This window comes from Actinocrinis sp. (genome assembly GCF_035938995.1).
GTDB lineage: Bacteria > Actinomycetota > Actinomycetes > Streptomycetales > Catenulisporaceae > DASZGI01.
The window spans coordinates 12,467-29,524 of record NZ_DASZGI010000256.1 but is presented as its reverse complement, the minus strand read 5'-3'; the positions used below and the strand labels follow the sequence as shown (position 1 = coordinate 29,524).

Annotated in this window: 15 protein-coding genes; 6 read left to right on the top strand and 9 right to left on the bottom strand. The window is 70.2% G+C overall.

Annotated elements, in window-relative coordinates:
* The 8 genes from VGZ32_RS17890 to VGZ32_RS17855 form a co-directional block, all read right to left on the bottom strand.
* Window positions 1-314: flavin reductase family protein (locus VGZ32_RS17890; protein ID WP_349263643.1), on the bottom strand; the 314-nt coding region annotated here is incomplete at its 3' end.
* A gap of 2 nt (window positions 315-316) precedes the next feature.
* Window positions 317-865 carry an NAD(P)H-dependent oxidoreductase gene (locus VGZ32_RS17885; protein WP_326887213.1) on the bottom strand — a complete coding sequence of 183 codons (549 nt, stop codon included), beginning with the start codon at window positions 863-865 and terminating at the stop codon, window positions 317-319.
* Between the two features lie 162 nt (window positions 866-1,027).
* Window positions 1,028-1,984 (bottom strand): TauD/TfdA family dioxygenase, encoded by a 957-nt coding sequence (locus VGZ32_RS17880; protein WP_326887212.1) that lies wholly within the window; start codon window positions 1,982-1,984, stop codon window positions 1,028-1,030.
* Between the two features lie 28 nt (window positions 1,985-2,012).
* Window positions 2,013-3,365, bottom strand: a complete 1,353-nt coding sequence (locus VGZ32_RS17875) for an LLM class flavin-dependent oxidoreductase (RefSeq protein ID WP_326887211.1) — start codon at window positions 3,363-3,365, stop codon at window positions 2,013-2,015.
* A complete protein-coding gene (locus VGZ32_RS17870) occupies window positions 3,365-4,204 on the bottom strand; it encodes an ABC transporter ATP-binding protein (RefSeq protein ID WP_326887210.1) in 840 nt (279 codons plus the stop codon). Before VGZ32_RS17870 ends, VGZ32_RS17875 begins: the two co-directional genes overlap by 1 nt.
* Window positions 4,180-5,016, bottom strand: a complete 837-nt coding sequence (locus tag VGZ32_RS17865) for an ABC transporter permease (protein ID WP_326887209.1) — start codon at window positions 5,014-5,016, stop codon at window positions 4,180-4,182. The genes VGZ32_RS17870 and VGZ32_RS17865 overlap by 25 nt, the downstream gene beginning before the upstream one ends.
* Before the next feature lie 20 nt (window positions 5,017-5,036).
* Entirely contained in the window at window positions 5,037-6,119 is a 1,083-nt protein-coding gene (locus tag VGZ32_RS17860; protein ID WP_326887208.1) for an ABC transporter substrate-binding protein, read from the bottom strand.
* Window positions 6,120-6,410: 291 nt separating this feature from the next.
* Window positions 6,411-7,718: an ROK family transcriptional regulator gene (locus VGZ32_RS17855; protein ID WP_326887207.1), complete on the bottom strand. Its 1,308-nt coding sequence runs from the start codon at window positions 7,716-7,718 to the stop codon at window positions 6,411-6,413.
* 430 nt (window positions 7,719-8,148) lie between these two features.
* Here VGZ32_RS17855 and VGZ32_RS17850 point away from each other — a divergent pair, with 430 nt between their 5' ends.
* Window positions 8,149-8,604: a pyridoxamine 5'-phosphate oxidase family protein gene (locus tag VGZ32_RS17850; protein WP_326887206.1), complete on the top strand. Its 456-nt coding sequence runs from the start codon at window positions 8,149-8,151 to the stop codon at window positions 8,602-8,604.
* Window positions 8,605-8,801: 197 nt separating this feature from the next.
* Here the strand turns inward: VGZ32_RS17850 and VGZ32_RS17845 are convergent, their stop codons facing one another.
* Window positions 8,802-9,356 (bottom strand): hypothetical protein, encoded by a 555-nt coding sequence (locus VGZ32_RS17845; protein ID WP_326887205.1) that lies wholly within the window; start codon window positions 9,354-9,356, stop codon window positions 8,802-8,804.
* A 384-nt stretch (window positions 9,357-9,740) separates the two neighbouring features.
* Here VGZ32_RS17845 and VGZ32_RS17840 point away from each other — a divergent pair, with 384 nt between their 5' ends.
* The 5 genes from VGZ32_RS17840 (at window position 9,741) to VGZ32_RS17820 (ending at window position 17,054) form a co-directional block, all read left to right on the top strand.
* Complete coding sequence (locus VGZ32_RS17840) at window positions 9,741-11,366, top strand: serine/threonine-protein kinase (RefSeq protein ID WP_326887204.1); 1,626 nt, start codon at window positions 9,741-9,743, stop codon at window positions 11,364-11,366.
* Entirely contained in the window at window positions 11,363-12,169 is an 807-nt protein-coding gene (locus VGZ32_RS17835) for a hypothetical protein (RefSeq protein ID WP_326887203.1), read from the top strand. The genes VGZ32_RS17840 and VGZ32_RS17835 overlap by 4 nt, the downstream gene beginning before the upstream one ends.
* A 127-nt stretch (window positions 12,170-12,296) precedes the next feature.
* Window positions 12,297-14,123: an asparagine synthase (glutamine-hydrolyzing) gene (asnB, locus tag VGZ32_RS17830; RefSeq protein ID WP_326887202.1), complete on the top strand. Its 1,827-nt coding sequence runs from the start codon at window positions 12,297-12,299 to the stop codon at window positions 14,121-14,123.
* A 286-nt stretch (window positions 14,124-14,409) separates the two neighbouring features.
* Window positions 14,410-15,825 carry a cytochrome P450 gene (locus VGZ32_RS17825; protein WP_326887201.1) on the top strand — a complete coding sequence of 472 codons (1,416 nt, stop codon included), beginning with the start codon at window positions 14,410-14,412 and terminating at the stop codon, window positions 15,823-15,825.
* A complete protein-coding gene (locus tag VGZ32_RS17820) occupies window positions 15,822-17,054 on the top strand; it encodes an MFS transporter (protein WP_326887200.1) in 1,233 nt (410 codons plus the stop codon). The genes VGZ32_RS17825 and VGZ32_RS17820 overlap by 4 nt, the downstream gene beginning before the upstream one ends.
* The last annotated feature ends 4 nt before the right edge of the window (window positions 17,055-17,058 follow it).

Here is a 17,058-nt window from a genome sequence, read left to right as displayed (position 1 = left end):
GTCGGATACCAGGGCAGGCCGGCGAACCGGTCGATGCCGCGTGCGGCCAGTTGACGGCTCGCCGTCTCCTGCCGGTGACTCAGGACACTGACACCGATGCGGTTCGCCCGGCGCAGCGAGGGCCAGGTCGCGGAGGCGGTGGCCACGCACACGGACACCAGCGGCGGATCGAGCGAGACCGAGGTGAACGAGTTGGCCGCCATCCCGACCGGTACGCCGTCGACCAGCGCGGCGAGCGCGGTCACGCCGGTCGGGAAAGCTCCGAACACCCTGCGCAGCGTGGCCGGATCCAAGGCCTCCTCGGTGGTGACGATCGTCACGCGGCACCTACCGGGCGCACTGCGGCGGCGACGTGGTCGCGCGAGGCTGTGAGCCAGGGCTCGTACGCGGCAGGGTCGTCGTATGAGCCGTCGAGCACGTAGAGCGCGCGGGTGGGCAGCGTCGCGCCGAGTTCGGCGAGCACCGGCTTGAGGAAGACCTCGGGGGCGAGCGCGTGCCCCGGCCCCGCGCCCAGCATCAGCGGCACCGCCACCACGCCGTCCAGCGCGTTCGACGGGAATCGGTCGAGGAAGAGCTTGAGCAGGCCGGTGAACGACGCCTTGTAGGTCGGGCTGGCGAAGACGACGAGATCGAGGCTTGCGACAGTCTCGACGGTGTCGGCGACCTCCGCGTCCGACCAGTCCAGCAGGCCGGCGCCGAACGCCGCCAAGTCGACGGCCGGGTCCGGTGAGACGCCGGTGAGCTGTTCAGCGAGGTACCGGGCGGCTTGAAAGGTGCGCGAAGCAGGCTTCGGATTGCCCACCACCACGCCTACCCGCGGGGTGGGAATTGTGGAAGATAACTGATTCGCGGGGTTCTTTGCCATGAGGATCCTCACTTCGCCGGTCCGACGGCGCGGCTCGAGGGGATGAGACGGACGGGACGGTGCCCGGCGGCGGCCCGGTGCCCCGGCCGGCGGCGCGCCGACGCCGACCGGGGCACGATCTGGGGTGTGTTGAAGAAGGACCGCCGCCGAGGATCCGCCCGGTCAGGCGGCGGCCGCGGCCTCTGCGACAGTCGTGTAGTGCGAGGCGTCGCCCTTGATGACATAGCTCGGCTCGCCGTTCACGCCGACCGGTACGTCGCCCGCGACGGTCACCCGGTGCAGGCGGCGCGGCAGGTCGTCGTAGTTGTCGATCGCGTAGTGCTGGGTGATCCGGTTGTCGAACAGCATCAACTCGTTCGGCGACCAGCGCCAGCGCAGGACGTTCTCCGGGCGGGTGACATACGCCTGGAGGATGTCGAGGATCTTGCGGGACTCGCCCGCCGAGAGTCCGACGATGCGCTGCGCGAAGCCGCCGATGAACAGGCCGCGCTCGCCGGTCAGCGGGTGCACGCGCACCACCGGGTGCGCGGTCTCGAACTCGATCGAGGTGAACACCTTCCGCCGTTCCTCGTGCTCGTCGCTCGGCGTGTGCCCGGCGACTGCGTAGTCGTAGACGTTGGTGTGCACCGCCGTGAGGGTCTCGGCGAAGGCGCGCAGCGCCTCGGGCAGGTCCTGGTAGGCGGCGCCGGCGTTCGCGATCAGCGTCTCGCCGCCGTACGGCGGGATGACGATGCTGCGCAGGGTGCTGGCCTGCGGCGGGTTGACCACGAATGTGACGTCGGTGTGCCAGTGGTTGGCACGGCCGCCGCGCTCGCTGTCCACCGGCAGGATGTTGGGCGCGCCGTCGAGCGCGGGCACCGTGGGGTGCGCGGTGGTCAGGTCGCCGAAGTGCCGCACGAAGCGCTGTTGGCCCTCGTCGTCCAGGCCGGTGGCGTCGAAGACCAGGGCCTTGTGCTCATTGAGGGCGGCTCGGATCGCGGCGACTGTCGCCTGATCGAGCTCGCGGGTGATGTCGACGCCGGAGACGCGGGCGCCGATGCGGGCGGTGACTTTCCGGATGTCGAGGCGGACGGGAGTGGAGACGTCGGAGGCGGATATGTCGGAAACGGTGGCGGTCATGGCGAATACCTCTTTCGGTGTGCAGGACTCAGTTCACGTGTATGGGGTCAAGGGAGGCAGCGACGAAGCGGCGGCTGACGGGCCGCGGCAGGCCGTAGCGTGCGCGCAGGGTCTCGCCGGGGACGTATTCGGTGCGGAACAAGCCCCGGCGGCGCAGGATCGGCACGACGTGGTCGACGAACAGATCCAGGCCGGACGGCAGCACCGGCGGCATGATGTTGAAGCCGTCCGCCGCGCCGCCCGCGAACCAGAACTCGATCTCGCGGGCGACCTGCTCCGGGGTGCCCGCGAAGGTGCGGTGACCGCGGCCGCCACCGAGCCTTCCGATCAGCTCTCTCACCGTGAGTTTGTCCCTGCGGGCCAGCTCGACGATGAGTTCGTACCGGCTCTGCGCTCCGTTGATCAGCGCGGGCTGTGGGAGGTCTTCCGGGAGTCGCGCGTCGAGATCCAGCAGCTCGATTGGCAGCTGAAGCAGCTCGGACAGCGTCTCTTGCCCGTGCTCGTAGGTGATCAGCTCTTCAAGTTCCGCGTCCCGCTCCCGGGCTTCGGCCTCGGTCGATCCGATGACCGGTACCAGGCCCGGCAGGATCTTGATGTGGTCGGGGTTTCGGCCCGTGGCGAGCGTACGAGCCTTGAGATCGGTGTAGAAGGCCGCCGCCTCCGGGAAGGTCTGCTGCGCGGTGAAGACGGCTTCGGCGTGCTGGGCGGCGAAGTTCTTGCCGTCCTGCGATGATCCGGCCTGCACCAGCAGCGGATGGCCTTGCGGCGAGCGCGGGATGTTGAGCGCGCCTTCGACCGAGAAGAACCGTCCCTGGTGCTGCGGCGGGCGGACCTTGCGCTGGTCGCCCCACACGCCGAGGTTCTTGTCTCCGACGTAGACGTCCTCCGCCCAGCTGTCCCACAGTTTCAGGGCGACCTCGGTGAATTCGGCGGCGCGCTCGTAGCGTTCGGCGTGCGCGGGGGCGTCGTCGAGGCCGAAGTTGCGTGCCGCCGCGGGGCCGGCGGTGGTGACGATGTTCCAGCCGGCGCGGCCGCCGCTCACGTGGTCCAGCGAGGCGAATCGGCGGGCCAGGTTGTACGGAGAGTTGTACGACGTCGACGCGGTGGCTATCAGGCCGATGTGTTCCGTCACGGTCGAGAGCACGGTGAGCAGTGTCAGCGGCTCGATCACCCCGGCCGGGCGCCGGGCGACGTCGCCCCACAGCGCGGGGCTGTCGGCGAGGAACAGCGAGTCGAAGGTGCCGCGCTCCGCGGTGCGCGCCAGTGCCTTGTAGTGCTCGATGTCGGTGTTCGCGCGCGGGTCGCTCTCCGGCAGGCGCCAGGACGCCTCGTGGTGGCCGGTGCTCATCAGGAACGCGTTGAGATGCAGGGTTCTGCTCATCAGGCCACTTCCTCCAGGATCGCGGCTTGCTCGGTGTCGGGGTCGAGGCCGGGATCGTCCGGCCGTTCGGGCGTGCGCGATGCTTCCGGCGCGTCGTCCGGCACGCCGAGCGCGGCGAGCAGCCGCTGCCGGTAGCCGACCAGGCGCGGGTCGCGCCCGGAGCGCGGGTGCGGCAGTTCGATCGGCAGGTCGAGGCCGAGCCGGCCGTCGTCGAGCACGAGTACGCGGTCGGCGAGCAGCACCGCCTCGTCCACGTCGTGGGTGACCAGCAGCACCGTGGGCCAGTGCCGTTGCCACAGGTCCCGCAGCAGGGTTTGCATCCGGATCCGGGTCAGCGCGTCGAGTGCGCCGAAGGGCTCGTCGGCCAGCAGCAGTTCCGGCTCCCGGGCGAGCGACCTGGCCAGCGCGGCGCGCTGGGCCTCGCCGCCGGAGAGCTGGTTGGGCCAGGCGTCCTCCCGCCCGGCGAGCCCGACCTCGGCGAGCGCGGCGCGGGCGCGGTCCGCGGCCTGACCGGCCTGGGGTCCGCGGCGGGGCAGACCGAGCAGCACGTTGGCCAGCACCCGGCGCCAGGGCAGCAGGCGGGAGTCCTGAAAGACCACGGACACGCGCTGCGGCGCCCGGATCTCACCGTCGCCGGTGACTCCGTGGTCGATGCCGGCGAGCGCGCGCAGCAGGGTGGACTTACCCGAGCCGCTGCGCCCGACCAGGGCGACGAACTGGCCCTGCGGGATTTGCAGGTGGATGTCGCGCAGCACGGTGCGCGACTCGAAGCCGCGGTTAAGGCCGCTGATGACGACAGCGGGCGGCCTGGGGCTCAGCTGTCCAGAGTGCGCCGCCATGACAGTGCCCTCCTTTCGACGAGGCGGACGATCAGATCGGAGGTGAAGCCCCAGATCCCGTAGATGGCCAGGCCCACCACAACGCTGTCGATCAGCCCGTAAGTGGCCTGCTGGTACATCAGGTAACCCAGGCCGCTGGTGGCGTTGACCTCCTCGACCACGACCAGGGCGAGCCACGCGCTGGTCACCCCGAGGCGCAGGCCGGTGAAGAAGCCGGGCAGCGCGCCGGGCACGACGACCTGCCGCAGGAACTCCCAGCGGGTCAGCCCGAGGGTTTCGGCGAGTTCGACGTACCGCCGGTCGATCGCGGACAGCGCGGCGGAGAGATTGATGTAGATCGGGATGTACACGGCGATCGCGATGATCGAGATCTTGAAGGTCTCCCCGATGCCCAGCCAGAGGATGAACAGCGGGATCATGCCGAGGATCGGCAGCGCGCGGTTGATCTGGACGTTGCCGTCGATCAGGGCGGCGCCGACCCGGCTGAGCCCGGCCAGCAGCGCGAGCACGACGCCGGCGGTGAGCCCGACGGCGAAGCCTTCGGCCGCGCGCTGGAGCGAGATCGCCAGGTCGGGGCCGAGTGTTCCGGCCTGCCACAACTGCCATCCGGTGTCCACCACGGACCAGGGCGCGGGCAGTACGCGGGGGTCGAGCCGCCCGGTCGCGCTGGCCAGCGACCACACGGCGAGCAGGATCAGCGGACCGATGCCGCGGGCGAAGGGGATGCGTTTGCCGGGGCCGAGCCTACGGACCCGATGGCGCGTACCGACATCGGGCAACGCCGCGACGGGGCAGATTACGGCGTCTGTCAAAGCGGTGTCTGCCACGGCGATCAACTCCGGTACGTCGCCGGGACCGCGGCGGCGGCCAGGGACTCGAACCGGCGGTCGAAGAGCACGGACGCGTCGAAGGACTTGATGAATCCGCCCTGCGCGAGCAGTTCGACGGTCTGCTGCTCCCAGGTGATGGCCGAGTCCCACCGCTGCGGGAACCACGGCTTGGGGCTCAGCTGCACCACGCTTTTGGCCTGAGCCGCCGTGATGCTCTGTGTCTTTACGTAGAAGTCTTGCTCCCACTCGTCCGGGTGCTCATACACCCAGACGGTGGCCTTGGCCCAGATCGGGACGAAGGCGGCGATGGCCGCGGCTTTCGCGGCGTCTTGCAGCACCGAAGTGGGCGCCCACAGCAGCGTCAGGAAATCGACCACATTCGTGTCGACGGCGTGCGCGCCGTCTTTGCCGTAACTGTTGAGGTAATTAGGCAGCTGAGTAACCGGCAGCGGCGCGATGTCCACCTGGCCGGCCTCGAGCGCCACAAGGAACTGGTCGCTGGTCAGGTTGACCAGCTTGACATCCTGATAGGAGATCCCCGCCTGCTTGAGCGCCCGCAGAAGTACGACGCCCTGCGCTTGCCCCTGAGAGAATGCCAGGCTCTTGCCGCGGAAGTCGGCGACCGACTCGATGGTGCTGTGCGGCTTAGTGGCGAACACGTACGTCGGCGACCGCGTCAGGTTGATGGCGACGATCCGGGTCTCGTAGCCCTGGTTGTGGGCCTCGATCGGCGGTATTCCCGCATTGACTCCGACATCGAGCGAACCGGCGCGGAACGCGGCGAGCACGTCGGGTCCGGCGCCCAGGTTCGGCCAGCCGGAGACATTGAACGGCAGGGAGCCGATGAGGCCGGACAGCTCCAGTTCCAGCTGCAACTCGCCGAGAGCGGAGGCGATGGACAGGCTCGAGCCGGTCGGCACGGATTTCGGCAGCGCAGCGTCGGCGGCGAGCGTCGCACCGCCGGATGCGCGCGTGGCGCAGGAGCTCAATCCCAGAGCTGCGCCGGTAGCGAGCACCGAACGCAGCAGCAGTCTTCGATCGAGGCCGGGACGTTCATCACGGGCAGAAGGCAGGGCGGCAGGCATGGGTTTGTCCTCGTTTCGGTAGCCGGGCATACGCCATCGCCGCGCGGCGAACACGTGAATGCGAGTGCACGCGCGGGAGCGAAATGCGAAATGTCGATCAGCGTGTTGCGGCAGGGCGAAGCGTCGCGGGCGCGCTGCGCCCACGCGGTTCATTCAGCGGGGATCGGCCGCGCGAGTGCGGCCCGACAATTCCGGTCGGCTACCGGCGACAGAAGGAACGGCCGACGCGCATCAGGTCGATGACCCGGCGCTTGACCAGGTTGACGTGGTGTCGGTCCATGCCTTCCATGGTCACGGCCCTGGACCCGGGGTGTCAACATTGCAACTTTCTGAAGTAATCCGCTCCCCGAATCCCCACGGGTCGCGGTAGAGCGAGTCCAGGATCACCGCGCCGCCGGCCGTCTCCAGCACGGCGCCGGGGAACGCGGTGGGAATCAGTGCTCTGTCGACATCGCAGACCATCCGCGCGCTCTCCCGCACGATGCCGCGCAAGGCCGCGAGAGCAGCCGGAAGGGCCGGCAGCACGGCATCGGTCACGACCACGAGTTCCGGGCCTACGACGTCCATCAGCGTCGCCACTGCGCGCCCGAGCAGCCGCGAGCGTTCGACGAACAGATCCACCGCGGCGCGGCTGCCCGCACGCGCGGCTTCGAGCAGCAGTCGGAAATCCGGCGCGGCGATGAGACGCCGCTGATAGGCACATCTGGCCAGAGTCTCTTCCGAAACGGTGGCCTCCAGGCAGCCGACCCGGCCGCAGGAGCACGGTTCGCGGCTACCCTCGACGGGCAGGTGCGCGATCACTCCGGCCTGCGCGCGAGATCCGTAGTGCGCCGCGCCCCGGGTGGCGAACGCGGCCTCGACCACATTGCCCGCGAACACGTGCAGCACACCGTCGGCGTGACGTGCCCCGCCGAACAGCATCTCACCGTGCAGAAGGGCCCGGGAATGCCCGTCCACGCGGACCGGCAGGCCGGTGCGCTCGCTCAACCAGTCCCGCACCGGGACGCGGGACCAGCCGAGCCGCGGATGGTCCATCACCGTCCCGGATTCGGGTTCGACCCACCCGCCGGTTGCCACTCCTATGCCCAGCGGCCGGGCGTCGCTGTCGTACTGCGCGCACAAGGTGGCCACGCCGCGGGCGGCACACTCCAGGACGTGACCGGGATCGGCCGACTCGTGCGGCGTCCGGCGACGAGCGAGCACCCGGCCGCGAAGGTCGAGCAGCGCCGTGGTGGTCATCGGCACGGCGATGTGCACGGCGGCGACTATGTGGCGCGAGACGTCGAGGTCGACGGGGACGTGCGGTCGGCCGATCCCGTTGGACCGCACCTGATCCGGCAGTTCGCGCAGCAGACCGGCCTGTGCCAGTTCCGCGCAGTGGCCGGTCACCGAGGCGGGCGACAGCCCCGTGATCCGGGCGATCGTGCTGCGGGCGATCGGGCCGTTCTCCAGCACCGCGCGCAGCACGGCGCCGGCGCTGGCCGTGCGCCGACCGCCGTCCGCCACACGCGCGGCTTCGGTCTTCGGAAGTTTTCCGCGGGTGACGGCAGCGGTGGCACGGCCGTCGTCCCGCCCAGCGGGTCGGGTCGGGGTAGGCACGGGAGGTCTCCGCTCGTGCGACGGGATTCCTGGGCGGCTCGCGCTGGGCGGCGCCGGGAGCGCTCCCGTTCAAGCACGGCGCGCGAGGACCGCGCGCGGCTCAAGCCGGACGCAGAGCCGTGCCGGAGACTTCCCCTCAGATGTCGGGACTGGCGGGAAAGCGAACGAGAGCGATGCCGTCCGCGGACGGCGCACCGGCCGTCAGGCCAGACAGAGCGCGCTCTCGACGCGGCCGAAGTCGACGTGCCGGCGGCAGGTCAGAAGCCGCATCAGCCCACCTCGCCTTCCCAATACCGGTAACCTCCTGAGAAACTTAGGCGCGTTCTCGGCGCCCCGTCAACATGCGCGCCGCGGACCAGCAGGTTCGCGACATCTTCGAGCGGGCGAACACGACCCGACACGGTCCGGTCGTCGGTGCGAGCATGGGTCCATGACGGCATGGCGGGATTTCGAGCAGGCGGAGCCGGACTTCGCGCGGCGGGTGCGGGCGCTGTTCGACGCCCACCGGCACAAGACGATCGCGACCGTGCGGGCCGACGGGTCGCCGCGGATCTCGGGGATCGAGACGGCCTTCGAGGACGGCGAGCTGGCCTTCGGCTCGATGCCCGACGCGCGCAAGGGCGCGGACCTGCGCCGCGATCCGCGTTTCGCCCTGCACAGCGCCACCATCGACCCGGTCGAGGGCGACGAGGCGAAGTGGCCGGGCGAGGCGAAGATCTCCGGTCGCGCGATCGCCGCCGGACTCATCGCCGAAGGACCGGACGGTGAGCTGTTCCACGCCGACATCGCCGAGGTCGTGCACACCCACCTCGACGACAAGGCCACGGTTCTCATCGTCGAGTGGTGGACCCCCGCGCACGGGTTGCGAAGGGTCGATCGCGCGTGACCGCCGCTGGCGCACGCTTGCGCTGAGGTCGCCGGAGCTGCGATGAGGTGGATCGACTACGACACAGAATCGACTAAGACACAGAATCGACCAAGACACAGAGCAGTACCGGGACTGGGACTCTGGCGCGCCGGCGCGCCTCCAGAACCCTCGACCCTGCTCACGCTCGAACGGCGCTCGCAACGCCGACGACGACGTTACGAGAGCGGCAGCCCGCCGCATTCACCAAGCTGCGGCCGGACGACGGCTTGTCCGTTCACCTGCGCTCCGCCCGCGGCCGTCAGGTCGATGGTCAGCGCCGCGTGGTACGCGACGACGGCGGTGAACGTGTTCTGCAGTCCTGGCGCCGGGCTGACGCCGCAAGCGTTCGCGGTGTAGTAGAGGCCGTACGCATCCGAGTTCTGCATCGCGTAACCCTCTTGGGAACCAGCCTGCGCGCATCCGGTGACCGCGAAGACCACGGCCAGGTCGGCGTCGGGATTCCCGAACGCGTTCGCGCCGGTGATCTTCCAGGTCCCCGAGCTGTACGGACCGATCGTCAGCGGCACGTCCTGGGTCAGCCGACCTTCCGCCACGGTTCCCCCGGTCAGCTGCAGGGTGCACGACGTGGAGTTCTCCAGCGTCGCGGTGACGCTGCGGCCGGGCGCCACGGGCCCTCGGTGCGGCTGCGGGCTCGCGAATGCCGTCCCCGCAAGGGCAACCGACACGACAGCCGCCGCACCGGCCGCACCAAAGACCAAGCTCTTGCGCATGAGTGGTTCTCCTTACGGTCTCGAACCCGCAGCGGATTCGGACCAGAAGACTAGAGGATCGATCAGCCGCCGAATCGCCTCCGGACTACTCAGAAGCAACATCTGCCCATTCGTACATCAAGTCCGCCCGATCGTCTGGGGCGCCGCCGACTGCGCCCACGGAATAATTCAGGTGGTGGGCGGCACATGCCCGGTAATTGATCATCACAACCGGATGCGGCGCGACGTTCTTTGCAACCGGCGTATGCGCGGACCGATGGATCGAACCGCTACTATGCCGTATTCGACAGCCGGTGCTGTCGATCATCGCTGTTGGGGGGCGATTCGTTGATGGAACGCGATGTCATGCCTGGTGTCCAAAATGTGTGGATACTCCCAGGTTACGTGCACGAACGCGAACTCGGCTCGGGTGCCGTCGGCCGGGTCGTGCTCGCCCGGCACGAGCAGACCGGGACACCGGTGGCGATCAAATACCTCGTGCGCTCACTGCGCGCGGACCAGGATTTCCGCACCGCATACCGGCACGAGGCCGAGCTGCTCGGGGAACTGCGCTCCGAACACGTCGCCCGGCTCTACGAGTACGTAGAAGGCCCGGACGGCGCGGCCATCGTGATGGAGTTCGTCGAGGGGATCGCCCTGCGCCTGCTGCTGAGCGAGGAGGGGGCGACCGGCCCGGAAGCGGCGCTGGCCGTGCTCAAGGGCTCGCTGCTCGGGCTCGCGGAGGCGCACGAGGCCGGGGTCGTGCACCGGGACTACAAGCCGGCGAACATTCTGGTCACCCCGCAGGGTATGTCAAAGCTCGTGGATTTCGGCATCGCGGCGCGCTCCGGTGCGAAGGGAGTCTCCGCGGGCACCCCGGTCTACATGGCTCCCGAGCAGTTCACGGGAGAACCCGCGACAGCGGCTGCCGACGTGTATTCCGCGACCGCGACCTTCTTCGAATGCATCACCGGGTCCAGGCCCTACGCCGGAACCACGGCGATGGAGTTGATGATCCAGCACAACCAGGCGCCGATTCCGGACGATTCGGCCCCGGAGCCCGTGCGCCCCCTCATCCGGGCCGGCCTGGCCAAGGACCCTGACGAACGCCCGTCCAGCGCCCGACAGTTCGTGGACGAACTCGAGCAGATCGCCCGCGCGGCGTACGGCGAGGACTGGCAGGCGCGGGGCCAGCGCAAACTCGCGACGCTCGTGGCCGCATCGCCCCTGCTCTTGCTCACGACGACGCACACGCCGCCGTCCGGCACGACCGCTCTCGCGACGACCAACCTCGGGGCGGGCGCCGCCGCCCGTTCAGGCGCCCGAAACCTTCGCAGGACCCTGGCAGGGGTCGGAGCGGCGGTGGTGATCGCCTCCGGGTTCGCGGCACTCGCGGCGGCCTCGGGTGGCGGCGGCACGAAGCCGGCCGCCGCGGTCTCCGGGGCGACGACCGGCGCGACAACCTCGGTGACGGCCACCGCCTCCGGCCCGACCGATCCAGCCGCCGCAGCAGCCGCGTCCACCTCGGCTTCGGCCTCGCCGAGCGCGACCCACGGCCCGTCGCCCGGCTCCAGCATGTCGGCTGGCGGTCCGACGGGTCAGCCCGCCCCCGGGCCGACGGCGGGTTCCTCTACCAAGGCGACCGGTCCCACCTCCGCGCCCCCGACGTCGACGACCCCGACGACCGGGCCCCAGCTCCACGTATATTCGGTGAGTTTCGGCATGACACAGCCCGCTTGCTACGGCAGGGGCGGCATCACGGTCGCGGTCAACGTGTCGTCGGACGGCGCCGCCGCCGGGACGCTGACGCTGCAGTGGTACACCTCCGACACGCCGACCGGCGCTCGCACCACCATCGACAATCAGCCGATCACCTTGCCGCAAGGACAGACCAGCGTGGACAACAAGTACAGCTACAGCTTCCCGACCAACGCGTCGTACTGGGGCGTGGCGGTGTCCACCCAGCCCGCCGCCGACTTGGGCGACGGCAGTTCTCAGTACATCCTCGCGGCGACCTGTGAGATCCAATGAGCGGCGAGCGCGAAGCGCACTGGGATGCGTGGAGGCAGGACGGCTCCACCGAACCGTTCGACGTGTCTGCGTCCTTTGAGACGGTAGACGTCCAGCAAACCGTGCCGCTTGTGCCCCACGCGCAGGCGAAGGCTGAGACGGAACCGGTGCAACAGACACTCGCATACGCGGCGTTCGAGCACGACCCGGCAGATGAGGCAGCCACCGCGCGGCTCGTGCAGACTCGCGAGATCATCGAATCGACCAGGGTGCTTGCCGACAGCGATGCCGACCGGGCACCAGGAGACGCCGCGTCATCAGGCCAGACTCAGCTGCTCCGATTCGGACCGGGCGTACCGGCCGCGACCGTGCCCGTCGAAGCCGCAGCGATCTGGCGCGGGACCGGCCGGCCGGACCGCAAGCGCCGTCGACGTACCCTGATCGGCTGGCTCGTGCCCTTCCTGGTCCTGCTGGTCGTGCTCGCGATTCTGCTGTGGCAACACCTCAGCTCGCCGCTGACCGTCACCGGAGCCTCAGTCCGCGCCAACCCGGCCGCCCTCTCATGCGATGCGACCGCCACCGTCATCGGCACGCTCCAGACCAATGGCGAACCCGGCACGATCTCGTATCAGTGGAAGAGGAGCGACGGCACCGTGTCGGACGTGCTCGAGCAGCAGGTCGCCAAGGGCGCGCACCAGGTCGACGTCTCGCTGCTCTGGACATTCAACGGTGCTGGCAGCGTGCAGGCCACGGCTACGCTCGACGTGCTGAGTCCGACGACTGTCACGGCCGCCACGACGTTCGACTATACGTGCACGAAGTAAGCCGGCTCGCGTAGAGCCGCGGCAAGAACAATCAAGCGACCATCAACGCTTCGCCCCGGACAATCCCCCGCCGATCCACGCTGGAGACGCGCGGTCGAGGACACCGGAGCGGAAGAAGCATGCTGACATGTGCGGCTTGGTTGGGTATGCGGGCCTCGAGGGCGGGCCGCCCGCGGCCACGCGGGCGACTTCGCTGAAGCTGATGACCGAGACGCTCGCCTGCCGCGGGCCGGACGCCTCCGGCCGGTGGGAACAGGACGGCGCGGGCCTCGGGCACACACGGCTGGCCACGCTCGACCCGGCCGGCGGTCACCAGCCGCTGCTGATCGAGCGCGATGGACACTGCGTGCTCGCCGTCGTGTTCGTCGGGGAGATCTACAACCACCGGGAGATCCGCGCACAGTTGGCCGCGCTCGGCCACCGCTTCCGGGACCGCAGCGACAGCGAGGTCGTGCTGCGGGCCGTCGACGCGTGGGGACCGCGGGCGCCGGCCCGGCTGGAGGGCATGTTCGCGTATGCGGCCTGGGAACCCGAGGCGCGCCGGCTGACCCTGGCGCGCGATCGGCTCGGAATCAAGCCTCTGTGTTACACGCGCCTCCCGGACGGCGTCGTCTTCGGCTCCGAGCCCAAGGCGGTGCTCGCGCATCCCGCCGTGCCGACCAGGGTCGACCGGGACGGCCTGCGCGAATTGCTGCTCGACTCGCACCCGATGATCAAGACGCCGGGGCGCAGCGTCTACGCCGGACTGCGAGAGGTGGCGCCCGGCACGGTCACCACCATCACGCCGGCTGGTGAGCGCACCGAGCGCTACTGGTCGCTGAGCCCTGCGGAACACCGCGACAGCCTGCCCGACACCGTCGCCACGATACGGGCCCTGCTCGGCCAAGCCGTACGCGCGCAGTTTCGCGCGGACGTCCCGGTGTGCGCACTGTTGTCCGGCGGCCTGGACTCCAGCGCGATCGCCGCGATCGCCCGCGCGGGCGGCGAGAATATAAGTACCCTGTCGGTTGATCTGGGCGGGCCCGAGCGCGGCCGGGACCGGATGCGGCGCGACGCGGACCGGCCGTACGTCGAGCTGATGGTCCGGCACCTGCGCACCCGCCACCGGAGCATCGCGCCCGACCCGGCGGACCTCGCCGATCCGTCCCATCGGACCCTGATATGCCGGCTGCGAGACGGGCTCGGCCTCGGCGACTTCGACACCTCGCTCCTGCTGCTGTTCCGCGCGGTACGCGAGCGCTTCCCCGTCACGGTCTCGGGGGAGGGCGCCGACGAGCTGTTCGGCGGATACCGCTGGTCCGCCGGTGACCGGGTCACGCAGGGCCACTTCCCGTGGGAGAACGTGCTCGCGGATGCGGACGTGACCCGCCTGCTCGACCCCGCCTTGGCCGCGTCCCTCGAACTGCCCGCGTACCGCGCCCACCTCTACGAGAGCGCGGTCGCGGAACTGGAGCACCCGCCCGGCATCCCGGCCCACGAACGCGCACCACGCCTGTGCGGTTACCTGAACCTGACCCGTTTCCTGCCCTGCCTGCTGGACCGCACCGATCGCCTGAGCATGGGACTCGGCCTCGAGGTGCGGGTGCCCTTCCTCGACCACCGGCTCGTCGAATACGTCTTCAACATCCCGTGGGCGATGAAGACCTTCGACGGGCGGGAGAAGAGCCTGCTGCGCGCCGCCGTCGCCGACCTGCTCCCCGCGCGGGTACTGGCCCGGTACAAGAGCCCTTACCCCATGACCCGCGACCCCGGTTACCGTGCGGCGCTGACTGCCCAGGTCGCCGCGCTGCTCGACCGGCCCGGCCCGGCGCTGGACCTGCTCGACCCGCCTGCCGTGCGCCGCCTCTTGCTCGACCCGCCGCACGGCCGGGACCGATTCCCGCGCGAGGGCCTGGAATTCGTGCTGGACCTCGATCAGTGGCTGCGTATATACCGGCCCGCACTCTCGCTCTAGCCGCGGCGCGCCCGCGACCTGCCCGCGAACAATCAACGAACCATCAACCGCGCCTCGCGAACAACACCCATGGGCGCGACCCTGAAAGAGCGTCACCGAACACTGATAACCATCGGAAGGAGTGCTCGCATGGCTCACGTCAGGCAGGTCTTCTGGTCGGCTCTTCGCCTCAACCGGGGCAAGATGGGCGGCCGCTACAAGTGGGCCGAGTAGCCCGTCGACCGCCGCGCGGTGGGGCGTCGACGATGCCCCACCGCGCGGCTCGACCACGAGGTGGGACGCAACGGTGAGCACGCACGAAACCCGACGGCCGCCCGGCCCGCGCGGCAGGTGGGCGGTCGGCAACAGCGCCGACTACGATGCCGACCGGGTCGGCTTCCTGCGCCGATGCCAGGCCGAGTACGGCGACGTCTTCAGCTTCAGCCCCCGCACGGTCTTCGTCGGCGACCCCGAGCTGGTCCACGAACTGCTGGAGAAGGCGAACGAGGAGTACGTGGTCGAATCCCCGATCTTCGGCCGCCGCCGGTCCGGCGAACGCCTCGACCGCGACATCGAGGGCTGGATGTGCACCCGCAAGCGCGGCTCCGCGGCGATGAGCCGCGCCGTGACCAAGGCCCACGGCCGGCGCATCATCGAGGCCTTCGACGCGACGCTGCGTGAGAGCGGCGGCCGCGACTTCGACGTGTGGAGCGTGCTGCTCGGCTACGGCGGCCGCGCGGTCGCCGACTTCCTGTTCGGTCCCGGGGCCGAGGACCTCGTCGCGGCCACCCAGTACCGGTCCCACCTGATCAGCACGTTCTTGAACACCAGCCTGACTGTGCCCAGGTGGCTGCCCGTGCCGAGCGTGCGGCGCGCGGTACGGGCCGACGAGAGCGTCCTGCGGGCCATCGTCGCCCGAGTCGACGAGCGCATCGCCCACCCGCACGCGCAGCCCGAGGACATGCTCGACCTGCTGCTCGCCGCCCCACACGCCGACGCGGACTCCGATTCCGATTCCGACCGCGGCGCCACGGTGGACGCCGACGTCGTGCCGTCCCGCGACGAGATCATCAGGGCACTGAAGGTCAACACGCTCGCCTCGGTCGGCTCGCCGGGCACCGCCTTGTCGTGGATCCTCTGCGAGATGTCCCGGGACCCGCAGGCGCTGCGGCGGCTGCACGACGAGGCTTGGCAGACCATCGAGGCGACCGGGTCCGTACTCACTGACAGGAATCTGACATACAGCAAGGCCTTCGTCCGGGAGATCCTGCGCCTCTACCCGCCGACCTGGCTGATGGGCCGCACCGTGCACCGCGCCTGCACGCTGGGCGGCTGGCCGCTGCGGCCCGGACAGGAGGTCATGTTCAGCCCGTACCTCTTGCAGCGCGACGCCCGCTGGTGGCCGGAGCCCGAGCGGTTCCTGCCGGAGCGCTGGCTCGGCCGCGCCGCGCCCGACAGCCGGCGCGCCTACATCCCGTTCGGCTCCGGGCCGCGCATGTGCATGGGGCTGCACGTCAGCCTCTACCAGCTCGTCACGGCGACCTCCCACCTGGCCGCCCACTACCGGATCGAGTCGAACGCAGCCGAGATCGAACCCTTCCACCACGCGATGGTCGTGCCGCGCGGCCTGCGTGCCCGCGTCACGCGCCTCGACGAGACGCGGCCATCGGCCGCGGACGCGGACGCAGCCAAGACGGGCGCCCTCGCGCGGGTGACGTCGTGAACGAGCCGAGCCGGTACCGCGACGCGTTCGCCGTCCGCGAATTCCGCGCGATCTTCCTGGCGCACGTGATCTCGATGGCGGGCACGATCGTCGCCCAGCTCGCCCTCACGGTCCTGGTCTACGAGCGCACCGGCTCGGCCCTGCTGTCCGCGCTGACCTTCGCGACCGGATTCCTGCCGTTCCTGATCGCCGGGACGCTCCTGTCCGCGGTCGTCGAGCGCGTGCCGACGCGCAGGCTTCTGGTCACGTGCAACCTGCTCTCCGGTACGTTCGCCCTCGCCATGGCGCTGCCGGCCGCGCCGGTCGCGGCCCTGCTGATCCTCAACTTCCTGCTCGGCATGGTCCAGCCGCTGTTTACGGGCGCACGCTCGGCCACCCTGCGCGACGTGCTGACCGGCGGCGCCTACATCTCCGGGCGCAGCGTGATCCGCTTGGTGGTGCAGGGTGCCCAGCTTGGCGGCATGGCCCTGAGCGGGCTGCTGCTCACCGTCGTCGCGCCGCGCGACCTGCTGCTCGGCAACGCCCTGAGCTTCGGCGTCTCAGCCCTCGTGCTGCGGCTGGGCACCCGCGAGCGCAGGCTCGCGCCCGAGAAGCCCGAGACGGCGGCGCGCCCGTCGCTGGCCCGAGACTCCCTCGCCGGTATCGGGAAGGTGTTCGCCATCGCACCCCTGCGACGGCTCATCTTGTTCGTGTGGGCAGACGCCGCTCTCGCCGTGGCACCGGAAGGGCTGATGGTGCCCTACGCCACAAACAGGTTCGGCGGCACGATCAGCGCGGGCCTGCTGCTGACCGCGATCCCGCTGGGCACCTTCTCCGGGGAACTGCTGACCAACTGCAAGGCGTCGCCGGCCCGGCAGATCAGCCTCATCCGGCCGGCCGTCGCCGTCTCGTTCACGCCGATGCTGCTCTTCGTCGCAAAACCCGGGCTCGCCCTCGCTCTCGTGGTGCTGTTCGTCTCCGGCCTCGGCGCCGCCGCGACGCTCGGCCTGGACCGGCTCACGGTCGAATACACGCCGCCCGACCTGCTGCCCCGGACGCTGAGCCTGCAGGCGGCGGGCGTGATGTTCTGGCAAGGCATCGGCTTCGCGGCGGCCGGGGCAGCGGCCGAACTCGTCTCGCCCTCGGTTGTGATCACCGCCTCGGCCGCCCTCGGGCTACTCACCGTCGCAGCCTACGCAGTTGCCTCGCGCACTCCGCGCCCGCAGCTCGCCCCCACGATCGCGTCGTAGCCGG